15 protein-coding genes are annotated in these 23999 nt (G+C 67.2%); 5 read left to right on the top strand and 10 right to left on the bottom strand.

All coding sequences use genetic code 11. The features are described from left to right. Positions 1 to 13: 13 nt before the first annotated feature. The 3 genes from D6M19_RS13105 to D6M19_RS13095 form a co-directional block, all read right to left on the bottom strand. Positions 14 to 3904, bottom strand: a complete 3891-nt coding sequence (locus tag D6M19_RS13105) for a bifunctional diguanylate cyclase/phosphodiesterase (RefSeq protein WP_234834836.1) — start codon at positions 3902 to 3904, stop codon at positions 14 to 16. Positions 3905 to 3971: 67 nt separating this feature from the next. Continuing rightward, positions 3972 to 6983, bottom strand: coding sequence for a UPF0182 family protein (locus D6M19_RS13100; RefSeq protein ID WP_123025655.1), 3012 nt, complete (start codon positions 6981 to 6983; stop codon positions 3972 to 3974). 78 nt (positions 6984 to 7061) lie between these two features. After that, complete coding sequence (locus tag D6M19_RS13095) at positions 7062 to 8084, bottom strand: YlbL family protein (RefSeq protein WP_123025654.1); 1023 nt, start codon at positions 8082 to 8084, stop codon at positions 7062 to 7064. Between the two features lie 93 nt (positions 8085 to 8177). Here D6M19_RS13095 and D6M19_RS13090 point away from each other — a divergent pair, with 93 nt between their 5' ends. The 3 genes from D6M19_RS13090 to D6M19_RS13080 are packed head-to-tail and all read left to right on the top strand — an operon-like array spanning position 8178 to position 11795. Further along, positions 8178 to 9548 (top strand): zinc-dependent metalloprotease, encoded by a 1371-nt coding sequence (locus D6M19_RS13090; protein ID WP_123025653.1) that lies wholly within the window; start codon positions 8178 to 8180, stop codon positions 9546 to 9548. Between the two features lie 56 nt (positions 9549 to 9604). Beyond that, positions 9605 to 10468: a bacteriocin biosynthesis cyclodehydratase domain-containing protein gene (locus D6M19_RS13085; protein ID WP_123025652.1), complete on the top strand. Its 864-nt coding sequence runs from the start codon at positions 9605 to 9607 to the stop codon at positions 10466 to 10468. Then, on the top strand, positions 10461 to 11795 hold the full coding sequence (locus D6M19_RS13080; protein WP_123025651.1) for a macrolide-binding ATPase MABP-1: 1335 nt from the start codon (positions 10461 to 10463) through the stop codon (positions 11793 to 11795). The genes D6M19_RS13085 and D6M19_RS13080 overlap by 8 nt, the downstream gene beginning before the upstream one ends. A 19-nt stretch (positions 11796 to 11814) precedes the next feature. Here the strand turns inward: D6M19_RS13080 and D6M19_RS13075 are convergent, their stop codons facing one another. The 3 genes from D6M19_RS13075 to D6M19_RS13070 all read right to left on the bottom strand — a co-directional run bounded on the left by D6M19_RS13075 (position 11815) and on the right by D6M19_RS13070 (position 14642). Then, positions 11815 to 12126, bottom strand: coding sequence for a WhiB family transcriptional regulator (locus tag D6M19_RS13075; RefSeq protein WP_123025650.1), 312 nt, complete (start codon positions 12124 to 12126; stop codon positions 11815 to 11817). A gap of 138 nt (positions 12127 to 12264) precedes the next feature. Beyond that, positions 12265 to 12435 carry a hypothetical protein gene (locus D6M19_RS34235; protein WP_164478467.1) on the bottom strand — a complete coding sequence of 57 codons (171 nt, stop codon included), beginning with the start codon at positions 12433 to 12435 and terminating at the stop codon, positions 12265 to 12267. Positions 12436 to 12536: 101 nt separating this feature from the next. Then, positions 12537 to 14642 (bottom strand): ATP-dependent DNA helicase UvrD2, encoded by a 2106-nt coding sequence (locus D6M19_RS13070; protein ID WP_123025649.1) that lies wholly within the window; start codon positions 14640 to 14642, stop codon positions 12537 to 12539. A gap of 99 nt (positions 14643 to 14741) precedes the next feature. On the opposite strand from D6M19_RS13070, the gene mrx1 reads away from it, so the two are divergent. Further along, a complete protein-coding gene (gene mrx1 / locus D6M19_RS13065) occupies positions 14742 to 14990 on the top strand; it encodes a mycoredoxin Mrx1 (RefSeq protein WP_123025648.1) in 249 nt (82 codons plus the stop codon). A gap of 108 nt (positions 14991 to 15098) precedes the next feature. Here mrx1 and nudC read toward each other — a convergent pair whose 3' ends face one another. Next, complete coding sequence (gene nudC / locus D6M19_RS13060) at positions 15099 to 16037, bottom strand: NAD(+) diphosphatase (RefSeq protein WP_123025647.1); 939 nt, start codon at positions 16035 to 16037, stop codon at positions 15099 to 15101. After that, positions 16034 to 17128: a potassium channel family protein gene (locus D6M19_RS13055; RefSeq protein WP_123025646.1), complete on the bottom strand. Its 1095-nt coding sequence runs from the start codon at positions 17126 to 17128 to the stop codon at positions 16034 to 16036. Before D6M19_RS13055 ends, nudC begins: the two co-directional genes overlap by 4 nt. A gap of 48 nt (positions 17129 to 17176) precedes the next feature. Here D6M19_RS13055 and D6M19_RS13050 point away from each other — a divergent pair, with 48 nt between their 5' ends. After that, positions 17177 to 17572, top strand: coding sequence for a DoxX family protein (locus tag D6M19_RS13050; protein ID WP_123025645.1), 396 nt, complete (start codon positions 17177 to 17179; stop codon positions 17570 to 17572). Here D6M19_RS13050 and D6M19_RS13045 read toward each other — a convergent pair. Further along, positions 17569 to 20832, bottom strand: a complete 3264-nt coding sequence (locus D6M19_RS13045; protein WP_123025711.1) for an ATP-dependent helicase — start codon at positions 20830 to 20832, stop codon at positions 17569 to 17571. The genes D6M19_RS13050 and D6M19_RS13045 overlap by 4 nt on opposite strands. Further along, on the bottom strand, positions 20829 to 23966 hold the full coding sequence (locus D6M19_RS13040) for an ATP-dependent helicase (protein ID WP_123025644.1): 3138 nt from the start codon (positions 23964 to 23966) through the stop codon (positions 20829 to 20831). The genes D6M19_RS13045 and D6M19_RS13040 overlap by 4 nt, the downstream gene beginning before the upstream one ends. Positions 23967 to 23999: the final 33 nt, after the last annotated feature.

Genomic DNA, 23999 nt, shown 5'->3' with positions numbered 1-23999 from the left:
GGTGAACGCCACGTTACCGAAGGTCAGGGTGCAGAGCCAAATCGCTGACCGAGAGCGGGGGCGTGCAGCGCTCGATCCAGGCGATCAGCTCGTCGGCGGGCAGCGGCGGCGTGTGCACGTAGCCCTGGGTGATGTTGCAGCCGTATCGACGCAGCGCCAGCAGGGTGGCCTCGTCTTCCACCCCTTCGGCGATCAGATCCGCGCCCAGGCTGTGCGCCAGCGCGACCGTCGATCGCACAATGGCGATCGAGCGTGGGTCTTCAGCCAGCCGTGAAACGAACACGCGATCGAGCTTGAGCTCGTCGACCGACATGTCCTGCAGGCGGGCAAGCGACGACCAGCCGGTGCCGTAGTCATCGAGGGAGATCCGCACACCGAGTCGCCGGAGGGCGTGCACGGTATTGCGGGTACGAGCCGAGTCATTTGCGAAGGTGCCCTCGGTGATCTCCAGGATCAGCGCTTCTGCCGGCACGGCGTGACTCTTCAGCAGCCCGTCGATGGTGTCGACCAGATCGAGGTCCAGCAGGTTGGCCACCGACAGGTTGACCGCGACCGTCATGTCGACACCGTCGCCCTTCCAGGCCCGCACCTGACCGAGCGCCAAGTTGACCACGCAGTTGGCGATCTGACGCATCAGGCCGGCCCGTTCGGCGGTGGGCAGGAACTCCTCTGGAAGTAGCAGACCGCGACTCGGGTGGCGCCACCGCAGGAGTGCCTCGACGCTGTGCACTTGCCCGTTGTCGGCGCGAATCTTGGGCTGGTAGTAACACGTCAGCTCGTCGTTGGTCAGTGCGGCACGCAGCTCCCCGATGAGGTCGTCGTCATGGTCCTTCTCCATGCGCACCTTGCCCGGGTCGTGCACCAGGATCTTGCTCGACCCGGCCCTGGCATCCAGCATCGTCGTCTCGACGCAATTCAGCAGGTCGTTGGGATGCTCACAATGGTCGGGGTACAACGCAATCGAGATGCTCGCGTCGACCTGCAGGGTGATCGGATCGAGCTCGAACGGAGCACGCAACTCCTCGAGCATCGCGCCCGCCCGCGCCCGCGCAGTGGTGACGTCGAGGCTGTCGGCGAACAGGATGGCGAACTCGTCACCACCCGTTCGGGCGATCACGTCACCGGACCGGACGGATCGGGACAGTCGCTCCGCGATGCGAATGAGCAGCTGGTCGCCGACATGTCGACCTGCGAAATAGTTGATCTCCCTGAACTGGTCGATGTCGAGCAGAAGCAGCGCGCGGCTCGACCGTGTCCGGAACACCCCCGACGACTCGTCGACGGAGACGGCCGTCAACGTCGTGGCCAGCGACCTGCGGTTGGGCAGCCCCGTCAACTCGTCAGTCATCGCCTGCCGATGCGCCTCCGCCGTCGCGCTGACATCGCGGAACGTGACCGCGAATCGCCAGGCGACCGCGATCAGGGTCAGCGCCGCCAGCGTCACCGCGACTCGGCTCTGGTTGGCCAGCACGGCCATGACCAGTGCGATTCCACCGCACAGGACGGCCGGAACATAGGCCGCCAGACCGGGTTTCGGACGAGGGCTGGCACCCGAGGACGAAAGCCAACTGGAAACGGCGATAAGCAATGCGGCGATCAGCCAGCAGGCATCGACCCATGTGCCCTCCAAATACGTGCCTGCCGACGCCTGAAAGAGGTAGATGGTGTCGGCGATCGCAAACGCCATGAAACCGGCGACGAGAAGGCCCCATCGAAGTTCGGCACGCCAGCCGAGAATCGGAAGCATTCCCGCGGTCAGTGCCAACAACAACAAGTCACCAACGGGATAGGCGAGCCCGACGAACACTGCCGCCGGCTCACCCTGCAATGCCGCATTGATCGGACCGGTCGCGACCGCCGCGGAAACCGCTCCGAGCGTCAGCCCGCAGATCAACGCGTCCAACCGGAACGCGGTCGGGACGCGAGTGAGCCGGTCGCGCATCAGCAGGACAATTCCGGCGTAGACCAACGGATAAAAGGCAAGGTATAGCGGGTCTGCCGCAGACAATATCTGACCCTCGGGCACCCAAGCGGCGTACACCACGTCGCCTGCGGCGGAACACGCCATGCCCGCTCCGATGAACAGCCACGGCCAACGCTCGGTGCGGACCTGGTACGCACGAAGCAAAACAAACGCCGCCGCCGAGATGTTCAGCGCCGGATACATGACACTGTCGAACGCCGTGATGCGCCCGGCATGGTCGCGTAAAAGAGTCGACGCCGTGAAGACCGCGACGCCGAGCGCCAGCACGCCGAGGGCCACGCACATCCCGGGTGACGGCCATCCGCCGCCTCCAGACGGTTCCTTGCCCGCCCTGTGTCCATCGCCCGGAGCCGCCCCGCCACCGGTCAGTGGAACCCCATCCCATCGTTCGACAGGCTCTGCTGTGCGCTCCTGAAGTTCCCACGGGGCCGGAAGATCGGGCACGAAGCTTCGCACACACCCGCCACCGTCCCGTTTGGCCGCGTACATCGCCAGGTCGGCGTTCAGCAGGAGGTCGTCGGAGGTCTGTACCGAATTGGCGGCGGCCACCGTCAGCCCGATGCTCGGCCGAACAGTCTGCGGGACGCCGCCGAGGATGATCGGAGTGCGGCACGCGTCGAGCACGCGGTTGGCCGCCGCCAACGCGTCGGTGTGCCCCTCGTGGATCGCTGCGAATTCGTCACCCCCGAGACGCGCGATCGTCCACGTCTCACCGAGCACGCTCGTCAGACGCCCCGCAACCCGGATCAGCAACTCGTCGCCCGCTGGATGGCCCAGCGCATCGTTGACGGCCTTGAAGTTGTCGAGATCGAGACACAACACGGCGACAGGTTCGCCGCTTCGGCGCCGCCGAGCGATCGCACCGTCCAGCTTGTCGAGGAAATTCGCGCGGTTCGCGAGACCGGTCAGGTTGTCGTGAAACGCCTCGCGGGCTACCTCGGCGAGAAGACGCTGGTTCTCTGTGAGCACGAACAGCTGACGGATGAGCACCGCCGTCACCAGAATCGCCTCGGCGATGAACAGCTGCCGGTGGTCGCGGTGAGAGAGTTCGAAACTGACACCGGCGATCCCGGCCGCCAACAGCGGCAGATACGGCAACCACACCCGGACGCCGGACTGCAAGTCCATCGCCGACGGCTGAGCGGGCTGTTCGTCGATGCTGAACAACGCCGCGAAGCCCAGCATGCCGAACCCCGCCGCACGGACGACATCGACGAGGCCGCCGTCGTGGTAGCCCCCTACCCCGGCCAGGTAGACACTGGCGATGTCCGCCAATTGGATCGTTGCCATCCCCGCCGCCAGGACGGTGACGCTCACCCGGGCAAGCGGCCGTGACCACACCACGATCGCGGTCGTCAGCAGGATCACGTCGACCGTGATGTGCAGGACGGTCAAGCCTGGCGCGCCACCACCATCGGACAGTTTCCTGAGTACACACACCCACGAGACGACGAACAACGACGTCGCCATGATGACGCTGTCGAGTATCAATCGCCTGCGTGGGGCCTTGTCGAGATCGCCCATCAGCAGCAGGCATGCATAGGCCGCCACCGGAAACACGACCAGAAAGCCCTGTGTCAGCGACGGATGCCACGACTCGCCGTCGCCCCGGACCTCTTCGAACATCCGGACGACCAAGCCGATGAGCCACGCCGAGAGTGCGACTATGAGGGCCACCCAGCCGTACCGACGGCGCCCCTCGGCGGAACGGGCGGCGTAGGCGGCACAGGCCACCGCCAAGACGAGGTACACCAGATAGGCGATTTCATCCAGCGACTTGGTCGGGTAGTTGTCCTCCCACGAAAACACTGCCCAAACGACCATCACCGCCGAGGCCCCGAAGAAGACCGCCGCCGCGATCCGGCCGATAGGGCCCAACCGCGCGAACCGACGGGATGCGGCTCGCGCCCATTGACTCATGGAAAGATGAAAAAGGCCGATATCCGATTTTGCCCTGAATTTCGGTTGGTAGCAAACGCCGAACGCGTTACTTCGTCGTGTCGTACCTCTTCATCGCGTCATCTAAGCGCTGCAACGCAGTGCCGAATTCGCCGAAATCACCGCTTTGCTGTGCGGTTCGCAGCGCACCCAGAGCCGACTGTACGTCCTGCAGGGCCGCGGCTTTGCCAGGCGACAGCTGGGTCGGTCCACCCGGCCTCGGCACCGCCGCGACGGGCGTTGGCACCTCCGGTGGCGTGGCCTGCTGGTTACCCGGTTGGGCGGCAGGCTGACCATCCGATTGGGGTGCGGCGGCAGGTCGGCCGCCCGGTGGGTTCGCCGGCGCTGGACCGGTTGCGGTGGCATCGGCGCCAGCCCCGAACAACTCGGTGAGCGCGTCACGCACCGTCGGCCCGTAGCCGACCCTGTCCTCATACATCATCGCGACACGGATCAACCGCGGATAGGACGACGCCGCGTCGCTGGCGCCGGGTGAGGCGTACACCGGCGCAACGTAGAGCAACCCGCCGTCGGCCACCGGCAGCGTCAACAGGTTGCCCCAGCGGATCCGGTTCTGGTTGTCGCGGCCGATGACGCCGAGGTCCTGGCTGACCGCGGTATCGGTACTGATCGCGTTGAACGCCAACTTCGGGCCGTTCACCTGACCCGGGATCGTCAACACCGTGATCTTTCCGTAGGTGTCCGGATCCGAGCTCGCGCTGATGTAGGCGGCGAGGAAGTCACGCTGGAAGCGGTTCATCGCGCTGGTCAATTGAAACGAGGCCGATTTGTCGTTCTTCGCAAGATCTTTCGCGACGATGTAGTACGGCGGCTGGTAACTGCTGGCCGTCGGGTTCGGATCCTGCGGCACGTTCCAGAAGTCCGATGTCGAGAAGAACGTAACCGGATCGTTGACGTGATACTTGGCCAGCAGCGCGCGCTGCACCTTGAACAGGTCCTCGGGATAGCGCAGGTGCTCCTGTAATTCGGGGGTTATGTCACTCTTCGGGTGGACCACGCCGGGAAAGATCTTCATCCACGCCTGCAGCACCGGATCCTGTTCGTCCTGTGCGTACAACGTCACCGTACCGTCGTAGGCATCGACGGTGGCCTTGACCGAGTTGCGAATGTAGGAGACCTGTTTGTCGGGCGCGAGCCGGTTGAACGCCACTTCGGTGGAATCGGTGGTGACGCTCGACAACGACGTCAGCTCCGAGTACGGGTAGTTGTCCAAAGTCGTGTAGCCGTCGACGATCCAGACCATCCGCTTGTTGACGATGGCCGGGTACATGCTGGTGTCTGTGGTCAGCCACGGCGCGACCGCCTTCACCCGCTCGGACGGATCGCGATTGAACAGGATCTTGCTGTCCGGCCCGATCGGACTGGGGAACACCAGCTTTCGTTCGGAGAACTTCGCGGCGAACACGGCGCGGTTCAGCCAGTTGCCGATCGGCACGCCACCCTTGCCGCTGTAGGTGTAGTTCTTCGTCTCGGTGTTGGTCTCGTAGTCGTACTCGCGGTCGTTGCCGCTCTTTCCGACGATGGCGTAGTCGTCGGGCGTGCCCGCGATGACCGGCCCGAAGTAGACGCGCGGCTGCTCCAGAGGCGCGGGCCCAGGCGAGACGACGCTGCCGTTGGCGCCGACGACACTTGCCAGGAACTCCGGGTAGCCGCCGTTCTGGTTGGGGTCGTTGGCGACGCCACGAACCGTGTTGGCGGGCGACGCGATGAAGCCGTTGCCGTGGGTGTACACGAAATGCCGGTTGATCCAGTCACGCTGGTTGTCGATCAGCCGGTCGGGGTTGAGTTCACGCGCGGCGACGACATAGTCGCGCAGATTCCCGTCGGGACCGTTGTAGCGGTCGATGGACAGCTGATCGGGGAAGTAATAGAAGTTCTTGCTCTGCTGGAACTGCGTGAACGCGGGGCTGACGATCGTGGGGTCCAACAGCCGGATGTTCGACGTCGTCGCACGGTCGGCCGCCACCTGCTGGGCGGTGGCCGGTGCGTTGCCCGGGTAGTCCCGATAGGTGACCGTCTTGTCGGTCAAGCCGTAGGCGTCCCTTGTCGACGTGATGCTACGGCTGATGTACTCGCTTTCCTTCTGTGCCGCATTGGGTTTGACGCTGATCTGCTCGACCACCAGCGGCCAGCCCGCGCCGACCACCAACGACGACAACAGCAACAGCACGACGCCGATCGCGGGAATCCGCAAGTCGCGCAGCACAATCGCGGAAAACACCGCCACCGCGCAGATCAGCGCGATCGCCAGCAGGATGAGTTTGGCGGGCAGCACCGCGTTGATGTCGGTGTAGCCCGCGCCGGTGAATGGCTTACCGCTGCGGGTGTTCGACAACAGCGCATAGCGATCGAACCAGTACGCGATCGCCTTGAGCAGCACCAAGGTTCCGACCAGGCTGATCAACTGGATGCGGGCAGACCGGCTCAGCGCGCCGGTCCTGCCGGAGAGCCGGATACCGCCGAACAGATAGTGGCCCAACAGGTTGGCGATCAACGCCAGGAAGACCGCAACGAACAGATAGCCAAGCACCATCTGATAGAAGGGCAGTTGGAAGGCATAGAAGCCCAGATCCATGCCGAACTGCGGATCCTTGATACCGAAGTCGCCGCCATGCAGGAACAGCTGGATCCGCTCCCAGTAGGTCTGGGCCACGATGCCTGCGAAGAAACCGATGACCGCCGGGACGCCGATACCGACCAGCTTCAGTCGCGACATCACCGCCGTGCGATACCGCGCCACCGGGTCGTTGGGCCCGGCGGTCGGGACGAACACCGGGCGCGTGCGGTACGCCAGCGCCAGCGCCGCGAAGACGATAGATCCGACCAACGCCCACACCACAAGGAAGACGACGAGCTTGGTGAGCAACTGCGTGGTGAAGACCGAGCGATAGCCCAGCTCGCCGAACCACAACCAGTCGACATAGGCGTCGACGAGCCGTGGCCCGATCAGCAGCAGTAAAACGACCGCCAGGGCGACCGTGATCAGAATTCGGCTACGTCGCGTCAGCTTCGGCATCTTGGCCGCGGGCCGCATACCCACTCGTCAACTCCCGGTCTTTGCCCATGCACGTCTTGTATGAGGTGCCACAACTCTACGCATCGGTTTCCCGCGGCCCGATCAACATCGTGGGGCTTCGCCACCGGCAGAAAGCGCCTTGAGCGCGTCGACCGCATCGCCGAGTTTCTCGACCCTGACCAGATCGATGCCATCTTCGTGCGCCGACTTGGCCTCTTCGCAGTTGTCGGCGGGGACCAGGAACACCGTCGCACCGGCCTCGTGAGCGGCCAGAATCTTGTGAGTGATGCCGCCGATGGAGCCCACCTTGCCGTCGGCGTTGATGGTGCCGGTGCCTGCGACGAACCTCGAGCCGCTCAATTCGCCGGTGGTCAGCTTGTCGATCACGGCCAGGCTGAACACCAGGCCCGCCGACGGGCCCCCGACGTTGGCCAGGTTGAACTCGATGGTGAACGGCGCCCACGGGGCCTCGACAACACCGATGCCAAGCACGCCCTGCTCCTTATCCGGTGCCGAACCCAGCTTGACCGTCGTCACCCCGGGTGGCGCGTTCTTCCTGCGGAAGTCGAGCACCACCTCGTCGCCCGGCTTCGTCTTTCCCATCAGCGACTGAAACTGCTCCAAATCGGTGACCCGGGTTCCGTTCACGCCGTCTATCGCGTCGCCTTCTTTGAGCTTGTCCGCCGATGCCCCGTCCTTGCTGACCGTCTCGACGGTGACTGCGGGCGCGTATTTCAGGTAGCCAAGCGCGGCGTATGCGGCGCTGTCCTCCGACCGCTTGAAATCCTGGTTGTTGGCCTCATCGATCTCGTCCTTGGATTTATCGGGCGGGTAGACCAGGTCGCGCGGAACCAACTGCTCACGACCCGACATCCACAACGTCAGCGCCTGCCCGAGCGTGAGGTTGTCGCGCTGAGACACCGTGGTCATGTTCAGGTGCCCGGTCGTCGGGTGCACATCGGTGCCCTCGATGTCGACGACCTCTTTGCCCTCGACCTCGCCGAGGGTGTCGAACGTCGGGCCGGGGCCCAGTGAGACGTAGGGCACCGTCACCAACGCCAGCAGCACGCCGAAGGCGACGATCGGCGCCACGGCCACCAACAGCGTAGAAATCCGCCTGTTCACGCCAGCAACATTAGACGGCCCGCCGAGTGCGGTTCACTCAGAGCGTGACGGTGTGCGCCGCACGACGCGGCCATGGTGAGTACCGTTGGGGACATGTCTGACCTGCCCTTCGGCTTTTCGCCCGGAGATGACCCTGAGCGCGACAAGCGCAAGAAGGATCCCGATTCGGGGTCCGGCTCGGGCTCCGGAAACGACCCGTTCGGCTTCGGTGGCGGTGAATTCGACATGTCCCAACTCGGTCAGATCTTCAGCCGCCTCGGCGATATGTTCAGCGGCGCGGGCAACGTGATGGCCGGCGGCCAGCAGTCCGGCCCGGTGAACTACGACCTCGCCCGGCAGCTGGCGTCCAGCTCGATCGGTTTCACCGCCCCCATCCCGGAGAAGACGAACGCGGCGATTGGCGACGCCGTGCGCCTTGCCGAGACCTGGCTGGACGGGGTGACGGCGCTACCCGCAGGCACCACCAAGGCCGTCGCCTGGACACCCAACGACTGGATCGACAACACTCTGGACACCTGGAAACGGCTGTGTGACCCGGTGGCAGAACAGATTTCGACGGTGTGGGCGTCGGCGCTGCCTGAAGAGGCCAGGGCGATGGCCGGCCCACTGCTTTCGATGATGACGCAGATGGGTGGCATGGCGTTCGGCTCGCAGCTCGGCCAGGCGCTTGGCAAGCTCAGCAGCGAAGTCCTCACCTCCACCGACATTGGTCTGCCGCTAGGCCCCAAGGGTGTCGCCGCGTTGATGCCCGATGCCATCGAGTCGTTGTCCGAAGGCCTCGAGCAACCGCGCAGCGAGATCATGACGTTCCTGGCGGCGCGGGAAGCCGCCCACCATCGTTTGTTCAGCCATGTGCCATGGCTGGCCAGCCAATTGATGAACGCCGTTGAAGCGTTCGCCAAGGGCATGAAGATCGACATGAGCGGCATCGAAGAGTTCGCGGCCGGATTCAACCCCGCGTCGTTGACCGACCCGTCGCAAATGGAGCAACTACTCAACCAGGGCATCTTCGAGCCGAAGGCCACCCCAGAGCAGACCGCCGCGCTGGAACGGCTGGAGACGCTGCTGGCGCTGATCGAGGGCTGGGTGCAGACCGTGGTGAACGACGCGCTTGGCGAACGGATCCCCGGCGCCTCCGCGCTGAGCGAGACGCTGCGCAGGCGGCGGGCCACCGGTGGTCCGGCCGAGCAGACGTTCGCGACGCTCGTCGGCCTCGAACTACGCCCTCGCAAGCTGCGGGAGGCCGCGGCGCTGTGGGAGAAGTTGACGGAAGCCGCCGGTATCGACGGGCGCGACGCCGTGTGGCAGCACCCCGACCTGTTGCCGTCGTCGAGCGACCTCGACGAGCCCGCCGGGTTCATCGACCGCATCATCGGTGGCGACACCAGCGGCTTCGAGGAGGCCATCGCCGACCTCGACAAGGGACACGAGGACGACAATGGCGAGGGCGACAAGAAGGGCTGATCCGCCTGCCTGTGGATAACTCCTGGCGAGGATGGCCGGCGTGGCAGAGTCGGTCCATGACGCGCTATGGCCTCAATCCGGCCACGCCCGTGTTGTCCCGGCCCGACGGGGTGGTCCAGGTGGGCTGGGATCCACGGCGCGCGCTGCTGGTTCGGCCGCCATCCGGGATGACCACCGCGGCGCTCGCCCACCTGCTGCGAGCGCTGCAATCCGGCGCCACCCTTGCCGATGTCCAGGCCGCCGCCGGCGGTGTCGACGCGACCACGATCGCCGACCTCGTCGCCGGACTGGTCGACGCGGGAGTGGTGAAGGCGATGCCGCGGCCAGCCACCCGCTCGGCGTCGATCCGGATTCACGGCCGCGGTCCGCTGTCGGACCTGCTGACCAGTGCGCTGCGCTGTTCGGGCGCCCGGATCAAGAACAGCAACCAGCCGCACGCCGCCGTCACCGCAGAGACCACCGACCTTGTCGTGCTGTCGGATTCACTGGTCGCCGATCCACGGATGCTGCGGGAACTGCACGCCGCCCGGATCCCGCACCTGGCGGTGCGGGTGCGCGACGGCGCCGGTCTGGTCGGGCCGCTTGTGGTGCCAACCGTGACCAGCTGTCTGAGGTGCGCGGATCTGCATCGCAGCGACCGGGATGCCGGCTGGCCAGCCGTCGCAGCGCAGCTCCGCGACACCGTCGGCAACGCCGACCGGGCAACCGTGCTGGCCACCGCGGCGCTGGCGCTCAACCAGATCGATCGCGTCATCGCGGCGGTGCGCGGTGGCGTACGCATCACCGACATCGATCGCGCACCGCATCCGCCGTCGACACTGGACACCACACTGGAGTTCGACGTCAGCACCGGCTCGACCATGGCGCGCAGGTGGATGCGGCATCCGCGGTGCACTCAGTGCTCCGCCGGTCATGGATGATGGACGGGTGAGCGACATCAAACGCGGCGGGGCAGCGCGCAACGCCAAGCTCGCCGGTCTCGGGGCCGGTATGGCGGGACGCGCGGCGCTCGGAATCGGCAAGCGGCTGACCGGCAAGTCCCGCGACGAGGTCAACGCCGAGCTGATGGACAAGGCGGCTCAGCAACTGTTCACCGTTCTCGGCGAGCTCAAGGGCGGCGCGATGAAGGTCGGCCAGGCGCTGTCGGTCATGGAGGCCGCGATCCCCGAGCAGTACGGCAAGCCCTACCGCGAGGCGCTGACCAAGCTGCAGCGGGAAGCCCCGCCGCTGCCCGCAGCCAAGGTTCACCGCGTGCTCGACGGCCAGCTGGGAACTAAGTGGCGCGAGCGGTTCTCGTCGTTCGAAGACACCCCGGTCGCGTCGGCCAGCATCGGCCAGGTGCACAAGGCGGTCTGGTCCGATGGCCGCGCGGTCGCCGTCAAGATCCAGTACCCGGGCGCCGACGAGGCGCTGCGCGCCGACCTGAAGACCATGCAGCGCATGGTCAGGGTGCTCAAGCAGCTGTCCCCCGGCGCCGATGTGCAGGGTGTGGTCGACGAGCTGATCGAGCGCACCGAGATGGAGCTCGATTACCGCTTGGAGGCCGACAACCAGCGCGCGTTCGCGAAAGCCTATGCGGGACATCCGAATTTCGTCATCCCGCACATCGTGGCCAGTGCGCCCAAGGTGGTGATCCAGGAATGGATCGAGGGCATCCCGATGTCGGTGATCATCCGCGACGGCACCCAGGAGCAACGCGACCTGATGGCCACCCGGCTGTTCGAGCTCACCCACGACGCGCCGCGGCGGCTGGAGATGATGCACGGCGACGCACATCCCGGAAACTTCATGCTGCTGCCCGACGACAAGATGGGCGTCATCGACTTCGGCGCCGTGGCCCCATTGCCGGGCGGGTTGCCCGTCGAGCTCGGCCTCATGCTGCGTTACGCGCTGAACAAGGATTACGACAATCTGCTGCCGACAATGGAGCAAGGCGGGTTCATCCAGAAGGGTGGGCAGGTCTCGATCCGCGAGATCGACGACATGCTGCGCCAGTACGTCGAGCCGGTCGAGGTCGACGTCTTCCACTACAGCCGAAAGTGGCTGCAGAAGATGACCGCATTGAACATGGACAAGGCGGCCGGTCAGATCAAGGCTGCCCGACAGATGGACATACCGGTCAAGCTGGCCATCCCGATGCGGGTAATCGCGTCGATCGTCGCGATCTCCTGCCAGCTCGACGCGCACGTGCCCGTCAAAGCCATTGCGGCCGAACTGGTTCCAGGCTTCGCCGACGAAGCGGCATAGGCCGGGAACCGGCAGCCTGCTAAGCGGCTGCCGGCTCCTCGGCATTCTTGCGTGGACGCCCCCGCGGACGCTTGCGCGCGACGATCGTGCCGCGCTCGAGGATCTCCCCACCCCAAACGCCCCACGGTTCGCCACGGTCCAGCGCCGCTGACAGGCACTCCCGTCGGATCGGACAATCTGTGCACAGTGCCTTGGCACGCTCCAGATCGACGGGACTCTCCGCGAACCACAAGTCGGGATTTCCGACATGACATGGCAGGTCCGGCAGCGTCCTCGTTCGGCATGTCTCAAGCTCGATGCGATTCGCGCAAGCGGTCATCGATCCCGACATGGCTCTGTTCACCTGCTTCCTGGTCGTTGATCTTTGTTTCTTTCGGATCTGTGACCAGGTGTTCGGGGGTGTCCCAAAAACTTTGGCCACGGATCCGGTGATTTCGGGTCCGTGGCCATTTGGCGTTTCGAGGGCTTTCTAGATGTGACCCCGATTCACGGACGCGACAATCGCGGTGGCGGTACGCGGCTTGCGCGGCGAAATCGCAGCGGCAGCGGCATGCGCCGAGGCGGCGTCGGCAGCGATGACATGGAGGGTTCGCGCCATGCCGGCTACGCCAACGCTGGAAAACGCATTGATGTTCGTCATGATTGCAGCAACCCTCCTCTGTCAACTCGGATGATCTTGAGGCTAAGCGTAGCAGCCGTTTTGCACAACCAATTTTCTGACCTGCGGGTTTGGCATGATTTTTACGAGGATTGGCGGCCTTTGACCAACGCGAGCACGTCCGGACCGAACTGCTCCAGCTTGCGGGCGCCGATGCCCGGTATCGAGACGAGCGCGGCCTCGTCGGTCGGCAGCGTCTCGGCGATCGCGATCAGCGTGTTGTCGGTGAACACCACATAGGCGGGCACGCTCATGTCCTTGGAGGTGCGCAGCCGCCAGTCCTTGAGGTCGGCGAGCAGCTGCTCGTCGATATCGGACGGGCAGCCCTCGCAGCGGCGCAACATGACGGCCGCCGGGGTGGTCAGGGTGTTGTTGCAGACGCGGCAGCGCGGCGTCGGGCCACGCGCCTTCTTCGGCTTGCCCGGGTTGTCGGCATGCGAGTTCGGTGCGATGCCGTTGAGGAAGCGCGACGGTCGCCGACCCTGCCTTCCGCCGGGATTGCGAGCCAGTGCCCAGCTCAGCGCCAAATGCACTCGCGCCCTTGTTATCCCGACGTAGAGCAGCCGCCGCTCTTCCTCGACGGCCTCGCTGTCCTGGCCGTGCGCCAGCGCGTGCGAGATGGGCAGTGTGCCGTCGGCGAGGCCGACCAGGAAAACCGCGTCCCACTCCAAACCCTTGGCCGCGTGCAGCGAGGCCAGGGTGACGCCCTGCACGACGGGTGCATGCCGGGCGTCGGCACGCTGCCGCAACTCGGTGAGCAGCGCGCGCAGATCGAGCGAAGGCCGTTGCGCCACTTCGTCATCGACGAGCTCGGCGAGTGCGGTCAGCGCCTCCCACCGCTCCCTGGCCCGTGTTCCCGACGGTGGTTCGGCGGTCAACCCCAGCGGATCGAGCAGCTCGCGCACCAACGGTGGCAGTTCATCGCCCGACGCGTCGGCGCCGCGTTCGGCCGCGCGCTGCATCGCCAGCAGCGCCTGCCGGATCTCCTGGCGGCTGAAGAAGCCTTCGCCGCCGCGCACCTGGAACGCGACGCCCGCTTCGGTCAACGCCTCCTCGTACACCTCCGACTGGGCGTTGATCCGGTAGAGCACCGCGATCTCCGACGCCGGGGTGCCGTTGTCGATGAGGCGCGTGATCTTCTTCGCGACCGCCGCCGCCTCGGCGACCTCGTCGGGATGCTCGGCGAAAGACGGCTTCGGGCCCGGGTCACGCTGGCCGATCAGGTGCAGCTTGCTGCCCGCCACCCGGCCGCGGGCGGCGGCGATCACCTGGTTGGCCAGCGACACCACCTGTGGCGTCGACCGGTAGTCGCGTTCCAGCCGTATCACCGCGGCGTCGGGGAAGCGCCGCGAGAAATTCAGCAGGTACTTCGGGGTTGCCCCGGTGAACGAGTAGATGGTCTGGTTGGCGTCGCCCACGACCGTCAGGTCGTCGCGCTCACCGAGCCAGGCGTTGAGCACCCGCTGCTGCAGCGGGGTGACGTCCTGATACTCGTCGACGACAAAGCAGCGGTATCGATCACGAAACTCCTCGGCCACCGCCGAGTCGTTCTCTATCGCGGCGGCGGTATGCAGCAGAAGGTCGTCGAAGTCGAGCAGCGCCGTGCCGTCGCTGCGGGCCTTCAACGTTTCATAGCCCGCGTAGACGCCTGCCACCTTCGCCGCGTCGAGCGGGATGTCGCGGCCCACCCTGGCGACGGCGGCCGCATAGTCCTCCGGGCTGATCAGCGACGCCTTCGCCCATTCGATCTCGCCCGCCAGGTCGCGCACGTCGTCGGTGCTGGCCTGCAACCCGGCGCGGCTTGCGGCCTGGGCGACGACGGAGAACTTGCTGTCCATCAGCTGCCAGCCGGTGTCGCCGACCACCCTCGGCCAGAAGTACTGCAGCTGGCGACGTCCCGCGGCGTGAAACGTCATCGCCTGCACCGACCCGGTACCGGATCCGTCGTCCAGCGCGCGCAGCCTGCTACGCATTTCGCCGGCCGCGCGCTGGGTGAACGTGACCGCCAACACCTGGCTCGCGGCGACATGTCCCGCCGTCACCAGCTGCGCGATGCGCCGGGTGATCGTCCGGGTCTTGCCGGTACCTGCACCGGCAAGCACACACACCGGACCACGCGCGGCCAGCACCGCTTCGCGCTGCTCGTCGTCGAGGTCATCGAGGTGCGAGCACGCAGCGTCGACCGACATGGGCTACATCATGGCAGGGCTTACCGACATTGGCGGGGACCGTGTGCCGCGTGGCCGAGTTTGGGCATTTTTGCGGGGCTCGGATACGTTGAACGCGTTATGACAGTCAGCGACGCGCCGCTCACCATGTACACCACATCGTGGTGCGGCTACTGCTCCAGGCTCAAGATCGCCCTCAAAGCGCAGGGCATTTCCTACACCGAGGTCGACATCGAAAGCGACCCGGCTGCTGCGGAATTCGTGATGTCGGTCAACCGCGGAAACCAGACGGTGCCGACGGTGAAGTTCGCCGACGGGTCCACCATGACCAACCCGAGCGCACGCGACGTCAAAAAGAAGCTCGGCTAGAGCCGCTATCCACCGCGCCGAGAGAGCTATCTACCGCGCCGAGATCGACAAAATGGCGCGCTCTTCTCGCACAAATCCGCCCAATCGTTGGTTTGGGCATCATGAGCGTCAGTCCAGGGCGGCCCAGGACTCGATGATCTCGCGCGCGATCGAGATCGACCCGGGCAGAAGCAGGCGCGACTCCGAGCCACTGTTCCAGTCGCCGTGTTCGAGCGCCTCGCGGATCTCGGCCCTGCTGAACCACGCAGCCTCGGCGATCTCACCGTCGTGGAAGGCGAACTCCTGCTCGGGGTCGCCGATGGCGTGGAAGCCGACCATCAGCGAGCGTGGAAACGGCCACGGCTGGCTGCCCAGATAGGTGACATCGCGCACCGTCAGCCCAACCTCCTCGGCGATCTCGCGCGTGACACACGCTTCGAACGATTCGCCTGCCTCGACGAATCCGGCCAGGATCGAGAACAACCGCTCGGGCCACACGGTCTGGCGGGCCAGCACCGCGCGGTCGTGTCCGTCGTGGACCAGGCAGATCACTGCGGGGTCGATCCGTGGGAATTCCTCGTGCCCGTTGACCGCGTTGACCCGCGACCAGCCGCCCTTGACGGGCTTGGTCGCCGAACCGTCCACGGCGCTGAACCGTGCGCTGTCGTGCCAGTTCAGCAGTGCCGCCGCGGTGGCCACCAATTGTGCGCTGACATCGTCGAAGATGTGTCCGGCCCGGCGCAGGTCGAGGACTTCGGTCTCATGCTCGGAATCCTCGGGAGCCACCAGCGCGCTGCGCACCGCCCAGGCATGCCTGCCGTCGTTCATCCGGCCGAGGAATACCGCACGTTCGGGGGGCTTGTCGCCCAGCGCGGTCGCCTTACCGAGCACAACCCGGCCGTCGGAGATCAGCACCTGGTTGCGCGAATCAACCCGCAGCAGAACGGCATCCGCCCAGCCGGCCACCGCCGCGTCGATGTCGGTACGCACCGTGTCGGCGCGGTCGGCACCGACACGGGACAGCAGCGGCACATTGCGCAGCGAGAAAGACGTCAACCGATCGCTCATCGGTCGGGTTCGGCGCTGCGGACGTACAACAGCCGGTCTCCGAGTTCCAGAGAATCGACCTGAGGATCGTCGACGCGCAGCAGCTTTCCGCCGCGCACCACGCCCAGCACGATGTCGGGGTTGTGCCGTGGCGAGCCGCCGACCTCCTTGGTCTCGACCTCGCGCTCGGAGATGGCGAATCCCGCGTCGGGCGTCAGCAGGTCTTCCATCATCTCTACAACGCTCGGCGTCTGCACGGCTATGCCCAGCAGTCGGCCGGCTGTCTCGGAGGTCACCACCGTCGAGTCCGCCCCGGACTGTTCGAGCAGGTGCTGGTTCTCGGCTTCCCGGACCGCGGCGATGATCTTGGCGTTGGGCGCCAGCTCACGTGCGGTGAGCGTGACGAGGACGGCGGCGTCGTCGCGGTTGGTGGCCACGATGATCGCCTTCGCATGCTGGGCGCTGGCCAGGCGCAGTACCTCCGAGTCGGTCGCACTGCCTCGGACGGTGACCAGGCCTGCGCTCTTGGCACGCTCGAGGGCCGCGGGGTCCTCGTCGACGACCACGATGTCGGCGGGCGCGACGTCGTCGCCGACCATCGCGGCGACCGCCGTCCTGCCCTTGGTGCCGTAGCCGACGACGATGGTGTGGTTGCGCACTTTGCTCCTCCATCGCTGGATCTTCAGTGCCTGGCGCGACTGCGTGGTCAGGGTCTCGACAGTGGTACCGATCAGCACGATCAGGAAGGCCACCCGCAGCGGCGTGATCACCAGAACGTTGACCAACCGGGCCGACGGGGTGACCGGGGTGATGTCGCCGTAACCGGTCGTCGACAACGACACCGTGGCGTAGTAAATGCAGTCCAGCAGCGACAGCGGATTGTTGGCGTTCGGGGTGGACTCCACGTCACGGTAACCGTGCCGATCCAGGTAAACGATGAGCACTGCCAAGATCAGCGCCGACATCGCATAGATGATCCGGCGGATGATCCGCTGCGTCGGGCTGACGAACGGCTCGGGAATCCGCAGAATGTCGACCAGATCGGCATCCGGTCGAGTGGTCAGATTCTGGTCGATGGCGGCCAGCCGCCGACGCAACCTACCTTTGGCCACGAGACCCTGTCATCGATCCCGGTAGGGTGCGCACGCCATTATGTAATCATGACCTCTCCCGCAGCCGAACCGCAGCAGATCGCCAACGCCACGCGCGCGTCCCGGATGGGCGCGATGCTCGTCGGCATGGGACTGCTGCATTTTGCGGCGCCCAAACCCTTCGACTCGATCGTTCCCGCCGAATTGCCGGGTAACGCGCGGTTCTACACCCACGCCTCGGGCGTTGGGGAGATGGTCACCGGGGGGCTGCTGCTTGCGCCGCGCACCCGCAAGCTCGGCGCGCTCGCCGCGGTCGCGCTGTTCGTGTCGGTGTTCCCGGCCAACGTGAACATGTGCCGGCTGTGGAAGGACAAGCCGCTGCCGATGCGGATCGGCGCGATCGCCCGGCTTCCGCTGCAGATCCCGATGATCATCCAGGCGCTGAAGATCTACCGGAACGCTTAGGCAGCCGGTAACTCCAGCAGGGCTGCCAGGTCGTCGAAGTCCGGCAGCGTGTCGGGGACGACGATCTGCCCCGACCGCACATAGTGAAACGCGGCGCGGACGGATTCGGCAGGCACGCCGCGCAGCGCCGCCCACGCCAACCGGTAGACGGCGAGCTGAACCGCGGCGTGGCGCTTGGCCTCTGGAGTGTCTGGCGGATCGCCGGTCTTCCAGTCGACGACTGTGGCGCCGTCAGCGTCGGCGAAGACCGCGTCGATACGGCCCCGCACGACCGTGCCGCCGATGACCATGTCGAAGGGCACCTCGACGTCCACCGGGATGCGCGCCGCCCACGGCGACGCCATGAACGCGGCCTGCAGTTCGGCGAGGCTGTCGGCGTCCTCACGTGCCAGCTGCCCGTCGACCGCCCCAGGTAGATCGTCGAGGTCGAACAGCCGCTCCGCGCCGTAGAACCGCTGCACCCAGTCGTGGAATGCGGTGCCAAGCAGGGCATGCGGGTCGGGGCGGACGGGGACCCTGCGGCGCAACCGACGCAGCGCGCCATCGCGATCGCGGCCCAGTTCGACCAGACTGCTCACCGACAGCGCCGCAGGCAGGGTGGCGGGCCGTTGCGGCGCGACCCGGTCCCGCTCGGCGAGCAGTGCGTCGACGTCGGCGGCCCAGTCGTCGGGACCGTCGGTGGGCGCGTCGGCGGGCGCGTCGAGCCCGCCCGTCAAAGCCCGGCGCACAAGGGCCGCCCCGCGATCGACATCACCGCGGCGCGCCCCCGCCGGATCGGCAGGCCATACCGCCTCGATCACCCTGTCCCGCAATGGATTCGGCTCACCTTCAGCAGGTGTCGGCGCCCAGTGTTCGACCACACCGCACGGCTCACCGGCCTGCGCCGAATCGTCGATGATCTCCTTGAGTTCGCAGAGGAACTCCGAGGGCCCCCGCGGCTTGGCCTCCGACGGGCCCCAGTGATGACCGGACAGAAGCAGTGTGTCCTCCGCACGGGTGAGCGCCACGTACAGCAGCCTGCGCTCCTCATCGACGCGGCGCTGATCGAGGCGGCGCTTGTGCTCGGATATCTTGTCCGACAGGAGTTTCCGATCGTTGACGTCGGACGTGTCGAGCACCGGGACACCGTGGGCGCCCATGATGGCACGATCACCGCGCAACAACGGCGGCAGGTCGCCCGCATCGGTGAGCCACGTCCGCATCGATGCCGTCGACGGAAACACCCGTCCGCTCAGATGAGGAACGGCAACCACCTGCCATTCGAGGCCCTTGGCGGCGTGCACAGTCAGGATCTGCACGCGGTCGTTCGCGACGGTCAGTTCAGGGGGTGCCAGCCCGTTCTCCACCACCATCGCGGCGTCCAGGTAGGAAAGCAGATCCGACACCGTCGCACCCGGCCGCGCGGCCGCATAGTCGGCCACCACATCGGCGAAGGCATCGAGGTGTTCGGTACCCGTCCAACCTGCAGACGGCGTGCGGGCCGCGCGGGCCTCGGCGTCGACGCCGAGCACTCGACGCACCTCGGCGACCAGATCGGGCAGCGAATGCGCGAGATGCGAACGCAGCCCGGTCAACTCATGGCCCAGTGCGATGATTCGCCGATGGCCCTCCGACGAATAGTCGGCCGCGGCCCCCGGGTCGCTGATCGCGTCGGCCAGGCAGGCGGTATCGGCGTCAGGAGCGGCCTTGGCGACGATCTCGTCGCTCGACGAGGCCTCGCGCGGCCCGCCGACACCGTCCAGTTCGACGGCGCGGCGCCAGAGCGCGGAGATGTCGCGGCCGCCGAGCTGCCACCGCGGCCCGGTCAGCACCCGCATGGCGGCCGCACCCGCGGCGGGCTCGGCGGCCAGGCGCAGCATGGCCACCACGTCCGCGACCTCGGTAACCGTGAGCAGCCCCGCCAGCCCGACCACCTCGACCGGCACTCCCCTTGCTGTCAACGCGTCGGCCATCGGCGCCGCATCGGCGTTGCGCCGCACCAGCACCGCTACGGTGGGCGCTGGGGTGCCCGCGTCGCCTGCCTCGCGGTAGCGGAGGGCGATGTGGTCGGCTACCCAGTCGCGTTCGGCTTCGACGTCGCCGAGCAGTGCGCACCGGATGGTTCCTGGTTCGGCGCCCGGCCTTGGCCGCAGCGGCTGAACCGCCACTGACCTGCGCCTGGCTTCGGCCGACACCGCGTTGGCCAGATACAGCGCCCGCGGCGGATTGCGCCAGCTGGTGCGCAGCTCCAGCGTCGGCGCGGGACTGCCGTCCGAGCGGGGGAAGTCGGTGGTGAACCGCGGCAGATTGGTCGCAGACGCCCCGCGCCAGCCGTAGATCGACTGAATCGGGTCGCCGACGGCGGTCAGCGCGAGTTCGTCGTCCACCCCGCCCCCGAACAACGACGACAGGGCCACCCGCTGGGCGTGGCCGGTGTCCTGGTACTCGTCGAGCAACACGACCCGGAAGCGTCGGCGCAGTTGCTCCCCGACCTGCGGGCAGGTCGACGCCAGCCGGGCGGCCGCCGACATCTGCATGCCGAAGTCCATCACCTTCTCGGCCCGCATGCGCTCGTGTAGTGCGTCGATCAGCGGCACCAGCACGGTGCGCTCGGTCTGGGTGGCCAGCATCCGCAACAGCCATTGGCTGGGTCCGCGGTCCCGCTGATACGGACCTGCAGGCAGCGTGTGCACGAGCCGTTCCAGCTCGACGTGGGTGTCTGTCAGCTGCCCGGTGTCGACGAGGTGCTCGGCCAGCTGACCGGCCAGTCGCAGCACCATGGTGGTGATCGCGGCAGGCGTCTTGTCCGTGTCCAGGGCACCCCGGTGTTCGGTGACGACGCGAAACGCCAACTGCCACAACTCTGTTTCGCTCAGCAGTCGGGTGTCGGGCTCCACCGGCAACAGCAGACCGTGCTCACGCAGCAGCGTGCCCGCAAATGCGTGATAGGTGCTCACCGTCGCCGGATCATCGGCCGCATCAAGGCCACCGGGCACGATGCCCGCGCCTGCAAGCCGCGCCAACCGGGAGCGGACCCGCCGCAGCAGCTGCCCGGCGGCCTTGCGGGTGAATGTCAGGCCGAGCACCTCACCGGGCGAGGCGTAGCCGTTGGCGACCAGCCACACCACCCGGGCCGCCATCGTCTCGGTCTTACCCGCCCCCGCACCCGCGACCACCACAAGCGGACCCGGTGGTGCGGCGATGACCGCCGCCTGTTCGTCAGTCGGAGCGAAAAGCCCGAGAGCAGAGGCCAACTCGGCAGGATCGAACTTCGCCGTCACGACGTCGCCGTCCCGTCGGCCGTCGCTTGAGCCGGGCAGCTCCTTCGCACCGGGCAGTGTGCACAGCTGTCGTTGACCCGGGCCGTGAACTGCGGTCCCTGCGTCGCCGCGGCCGCCTTGGCGACCAACTCGCGCCACTGCCCGCGGGCCTGCGGTGTCAGCGGATCCTGTTGCCGCTCGGTCGGACCAGCCGTTCCCGCCTTACCGAGGTAGACCAGCCGCCCGCCACCGGGCGAATCCCCCTCCTGCAGGACGCCTTCGGCGATGGCCAGCTGATACATCGCGAGCTGCGCGTGACGCTGCGCGTCGTCCTTGCTGACGGGGCTCTTTCCGGTCTTGATGTCGACAACGACAAGGCGGCCGGCAGCATCGCGCTCGAGCCGGTCGAGCCTGCCGCGCACCCGCACCCCTGTGCCGTCGCAGTCGAGAACGCCGTCGACATCGACCTCGGTACCCACCTCGGTGAGCTCTTGACGTGTCTGCTCGCGCCACTGCGCGAAGGTGGACAGCATCGACCGGTGCCGCGCCAGCTCGTTGTCCGCATACCACGTCGACTCGAACGGCAGGTCCCCCCAGACCCTTTCGATCTCGGCGACCATCTGGCTCTCGGTCATGCCAGGATCGGCGACCAGGGCGTGCACCAACGAGCCGATCGCCGAGCGCACATCGCGGCCGTCGCTGCCGCCGTGCCGTTCCAGCAGCCAGCGCAGTGGGCAGTCGGCCAGTGTCTGCAACGTCGACGGCGACAGCCGCACCACATGGTCGTTCCCGGACCACAGCGGCTCGTCGGTGCTCGGCGAGGTCATGCCGTACCACTGCTCGGGATCGGCGCCGGAAACGCCTGCCGCGGCAAGGCGTGCCAATTGTGCTGCCGCACAAGCCCGAATCGCGTCGTTGGCCTCGCCTTCGGGTGCGCAGATCACCGCGCGGAGCCTGCCGACCAGCGGCGCAGGAGCCAACACCCGCGGGGCGTGCACCGGCTCGGAGTCGTGCGTGTCGGCATCCGTCGCGAATTGTTCGAGCTCGGCGAAGAACGGTGAGGGCAGCATCGCGTCGTCGCCGCATTCGCTGTCGACGGCCGTCACCAGCAGGCGGCTGCGGGCGCGCCCCATCGCGGCGATCAGCAGCCTGCGCTCCTCGGCGAGCAGCGGTGCCCGGCTGGAGACGCCGGTGGCCCCTACGGCTGCGACCACCCCGTCGAGGACGTCGACGAGGTGCTGGGTACCGAGCACGCCCCCTCGCGGAGTTGTATTGGGCCACAGCCCCTCCTGCAGGCCCGCGATCACGACGACGTCCCATTCCCCGCCGAGCGCGGCGTGCGCGCTGACCAGAGTGACACCGTCGACATCGGCTGGTGGATCGCCCGCCGCAGGCAGCGAGCCCAGCGCGCACACGTGTTCCACAAGGCCACGCAGGGATGCTCCGGCGGTCCGTGACACGTACCGCTCCGCTACGTCGAACAGCGCCGTGACGGCGTCCAGGTCGGCATCGGCATTCGCGCCAGCCGCGCCGCCCCGCTCACTCGCCGCCAGCCAACGCTTCTGCAGACCGGTGCGGTGCCATGCCTGCCACAAGGTGTAGCGAGGGTCCGCGCCGTCGGCATGGCTGCGCCGCGCCGCGGCGAGCACCGCTTGCACCCTCTGCAGCGGACGAGCGAGATTGCCTGACACACAAGAATTCTCGGATTCCAGCGCATCGACAAGCAGTTCTCCGAAGTCGCGTGGCGGGTCCGTTCTATCTGCCCGGCGCAGCGCCCTGCGCAGTTGCCGCAGCGACACCGGATCGACCCGGCCGATGGGACCGGTCAGCAGCTGGGTGGCGCGGTCAGCGTCGAGGCCGTCGGCCACGGCCTCGAGCACGGTCAGCAGCGACCGCGACGCGGGCTGCTCGGCGACCGGCACCCCCGACGGCGGCATGACCACGGGTACACCCGCCGCGGTGAGCGCTCGGGACAGCGCCGCGCCGCTCTGCCGCAGCGAGCGGACGATTACGGCCATCTGCGACCACGGCACCCCATCGACCAGATTGGCTCTGCGCAGCGTGTCGGCGATCAGCGCGGCCTCGGCGTGCGGCGACGCGGCCAGCCGCACGGACATCGAGCCGAGATCGTCGCCCGCACCCAGCAGTTCACGCCCCTCCCCCGCGCCGGGCAACCGCCGCGCGACGCCGGTGACGGCCCGCGCCACCGAGGGGGCGCAGCGGTGCGACTCCCGCAGCGTGATGACCGGATCGTCGTCGTCACCTACCAACAGGGCGGGATCGGCGCCCCGGTAGGAAAACACCGACTGGATGGGATCGCCTGCGATGACGGCCAGCTCAGCGCTCGCCGCAAGCACCCGCACCAGGCGCGCCGCCTGAGGGTCGAGGTGCTGGGCGTCGTCGACAAGGAGCAGCTTCACCCGTGCGCGTTCGGCGGCGAGCAACTCGGGGTCGACGGCGAACGCCTCGAGTGCGGCGCCGACGAGTTCGGCCGCGCCAAGCGCGGGCACGGTGGCCTGCGGGGCGGCCATCCCGACAGCCGACCGCAGCAGCATCGTCTCCTCGTACTGCTGAGCGAACTGTCCGGCGGCCAGCCACTCCGGACGGTTGGACAACCGGCCTATGCGTTGCAACGCAAGGGGATCGACGCCGCGCTCGGTACACCGTGCCATCAAATCGCGTAGCTCGGTGGCGAACCCGACGGTGCTCAACGCAGGCCGCAGCTGACGGGGCCAGGCGACGGCGGCCCTTTCGCCGTCCTCCAGATCGCCCGCGAGCAGTTCGCGGATGATGCCGTCCTGCTCGGCGGTGGTGATCAGCCGCGGGGGCGGGTCCCCGTTGCGCTGGGCGGCGAGCCTCAACACCGCGAACGCATACGAGTGCACCGTGCGGACCAGCGGCTCACGAACGACGGCGCGACTGCCCGCCTGCAGCAGCGCCGACGTGATGGCGGCCCGCGCCTGCGCGCTGAGCCGTGCCGAACCCGTCAGCAGCAGAACGGATTCCGGCTCAGCACCGGCTGCGATGTGGGCGGCCGCGGTCTCGATCAGCGCGCGGGTCTTGCCGGTGCCCGCGCCGCCAAGCAGCCGCACCACACCGCGAATGCCGGATTGGGCCAACACTGCCGACGTGAACGCGATGTGTGGTGCGGACATGTGGGCATGACACCACGAGGGTCCGACAAGCCT

The organism is Mycolicibacterium stellerae, assembly GCF_003719305.1.
Taxonomy (GTDB): Bacteria; Actinomycetota; Actinomycetes; order Mycobacteriales; family Mycobacteriaceae; genus Mycobacterium; species Mycobacterium stellerae.
Note: the sequence above shows the minus strand (reverse complement) of the source record. Positions and strands in the feature narration are given on the sequence as shown.

Bases quoted from the DNA above. Each gene is read 5' to 3' on its own strand.
- D6M19_RS13105 (WP_234834836.1), bottom strand. From the start codon at position 3,904: ATGAGTCAATGGGCGCGAGCCGCATCCCGTCGGTTCGCGCGGTTGGGC.
- D6M19_RS13090 (WP_123025653.1), top strand. From the start codon at position 8,178: ATGTCTGACCTGCCCTTCGGCTTTTCGCCCGGAGATGACCCTGAGCGC.
- D6M19_RS13085 (WP_123025652.1), top strand. From the start codon at position 9,605: ATGACGCGCTATGGCCTCAATCCGGCCACGCCCGTGTTGTCCCGGCCC.
- D6M19_RS13080 (WP_123025651.1), top strand. From the start codon at position 10,461: ATGGATGATGGACGGGTGAGCGACATCAAACGCGGCGGGGCAGCGCGC.
- D6M19_RS13075 (WP_123025650.1), bottom strand. From the start codon at position 12,126: ATGTCGGGATCGATGACCGCTTGCGCGAATCGCATCGAGCTTGAGACA.
- D6M19_RS34235 (WP_164478467.1), bottom strand. From the start codon at position 12,435: ATGACGAACATCAATGCGTTTTCCAGCGTTGGCGTAGCCGGCATGGCG.
- D6M19_RS13070 (WP_123025649.1), bottom strand. From the start codon at position 14,642: ATGTCGGTCGACGCTGCGTGCTCGCACCTCGATGACCTCGACGACGAG.
- mrx1 (WP_123025648.1), top strand. From the start codon at position 14,742: ATGACAGTCAGCGACGCGCCGCTCACCATGTACACCACATCGTGGTGC.
- nudC (WP_123025647.1), bottom strand. From the start codon at position 16,037: ATGAGCGATCGGTTGACGTCTTTCTCGCTGCGCAATGTGCCGCTGCTG.
- D6M19_RS13050 (WP_123025645.1), top strand. From the start codon at position 17,177: ATGACCTCTCCCGCAGCCGAACCGCAGCAGATCGCCAACGCCACGCGC.
- D6M19_RS13040 (WP_123025644.1), bottom strand. From the start codon at position 23,966: ATGTCCGCACCACACATCGCGTTCACGTCGGCAGTGTTGGCCCAATCC.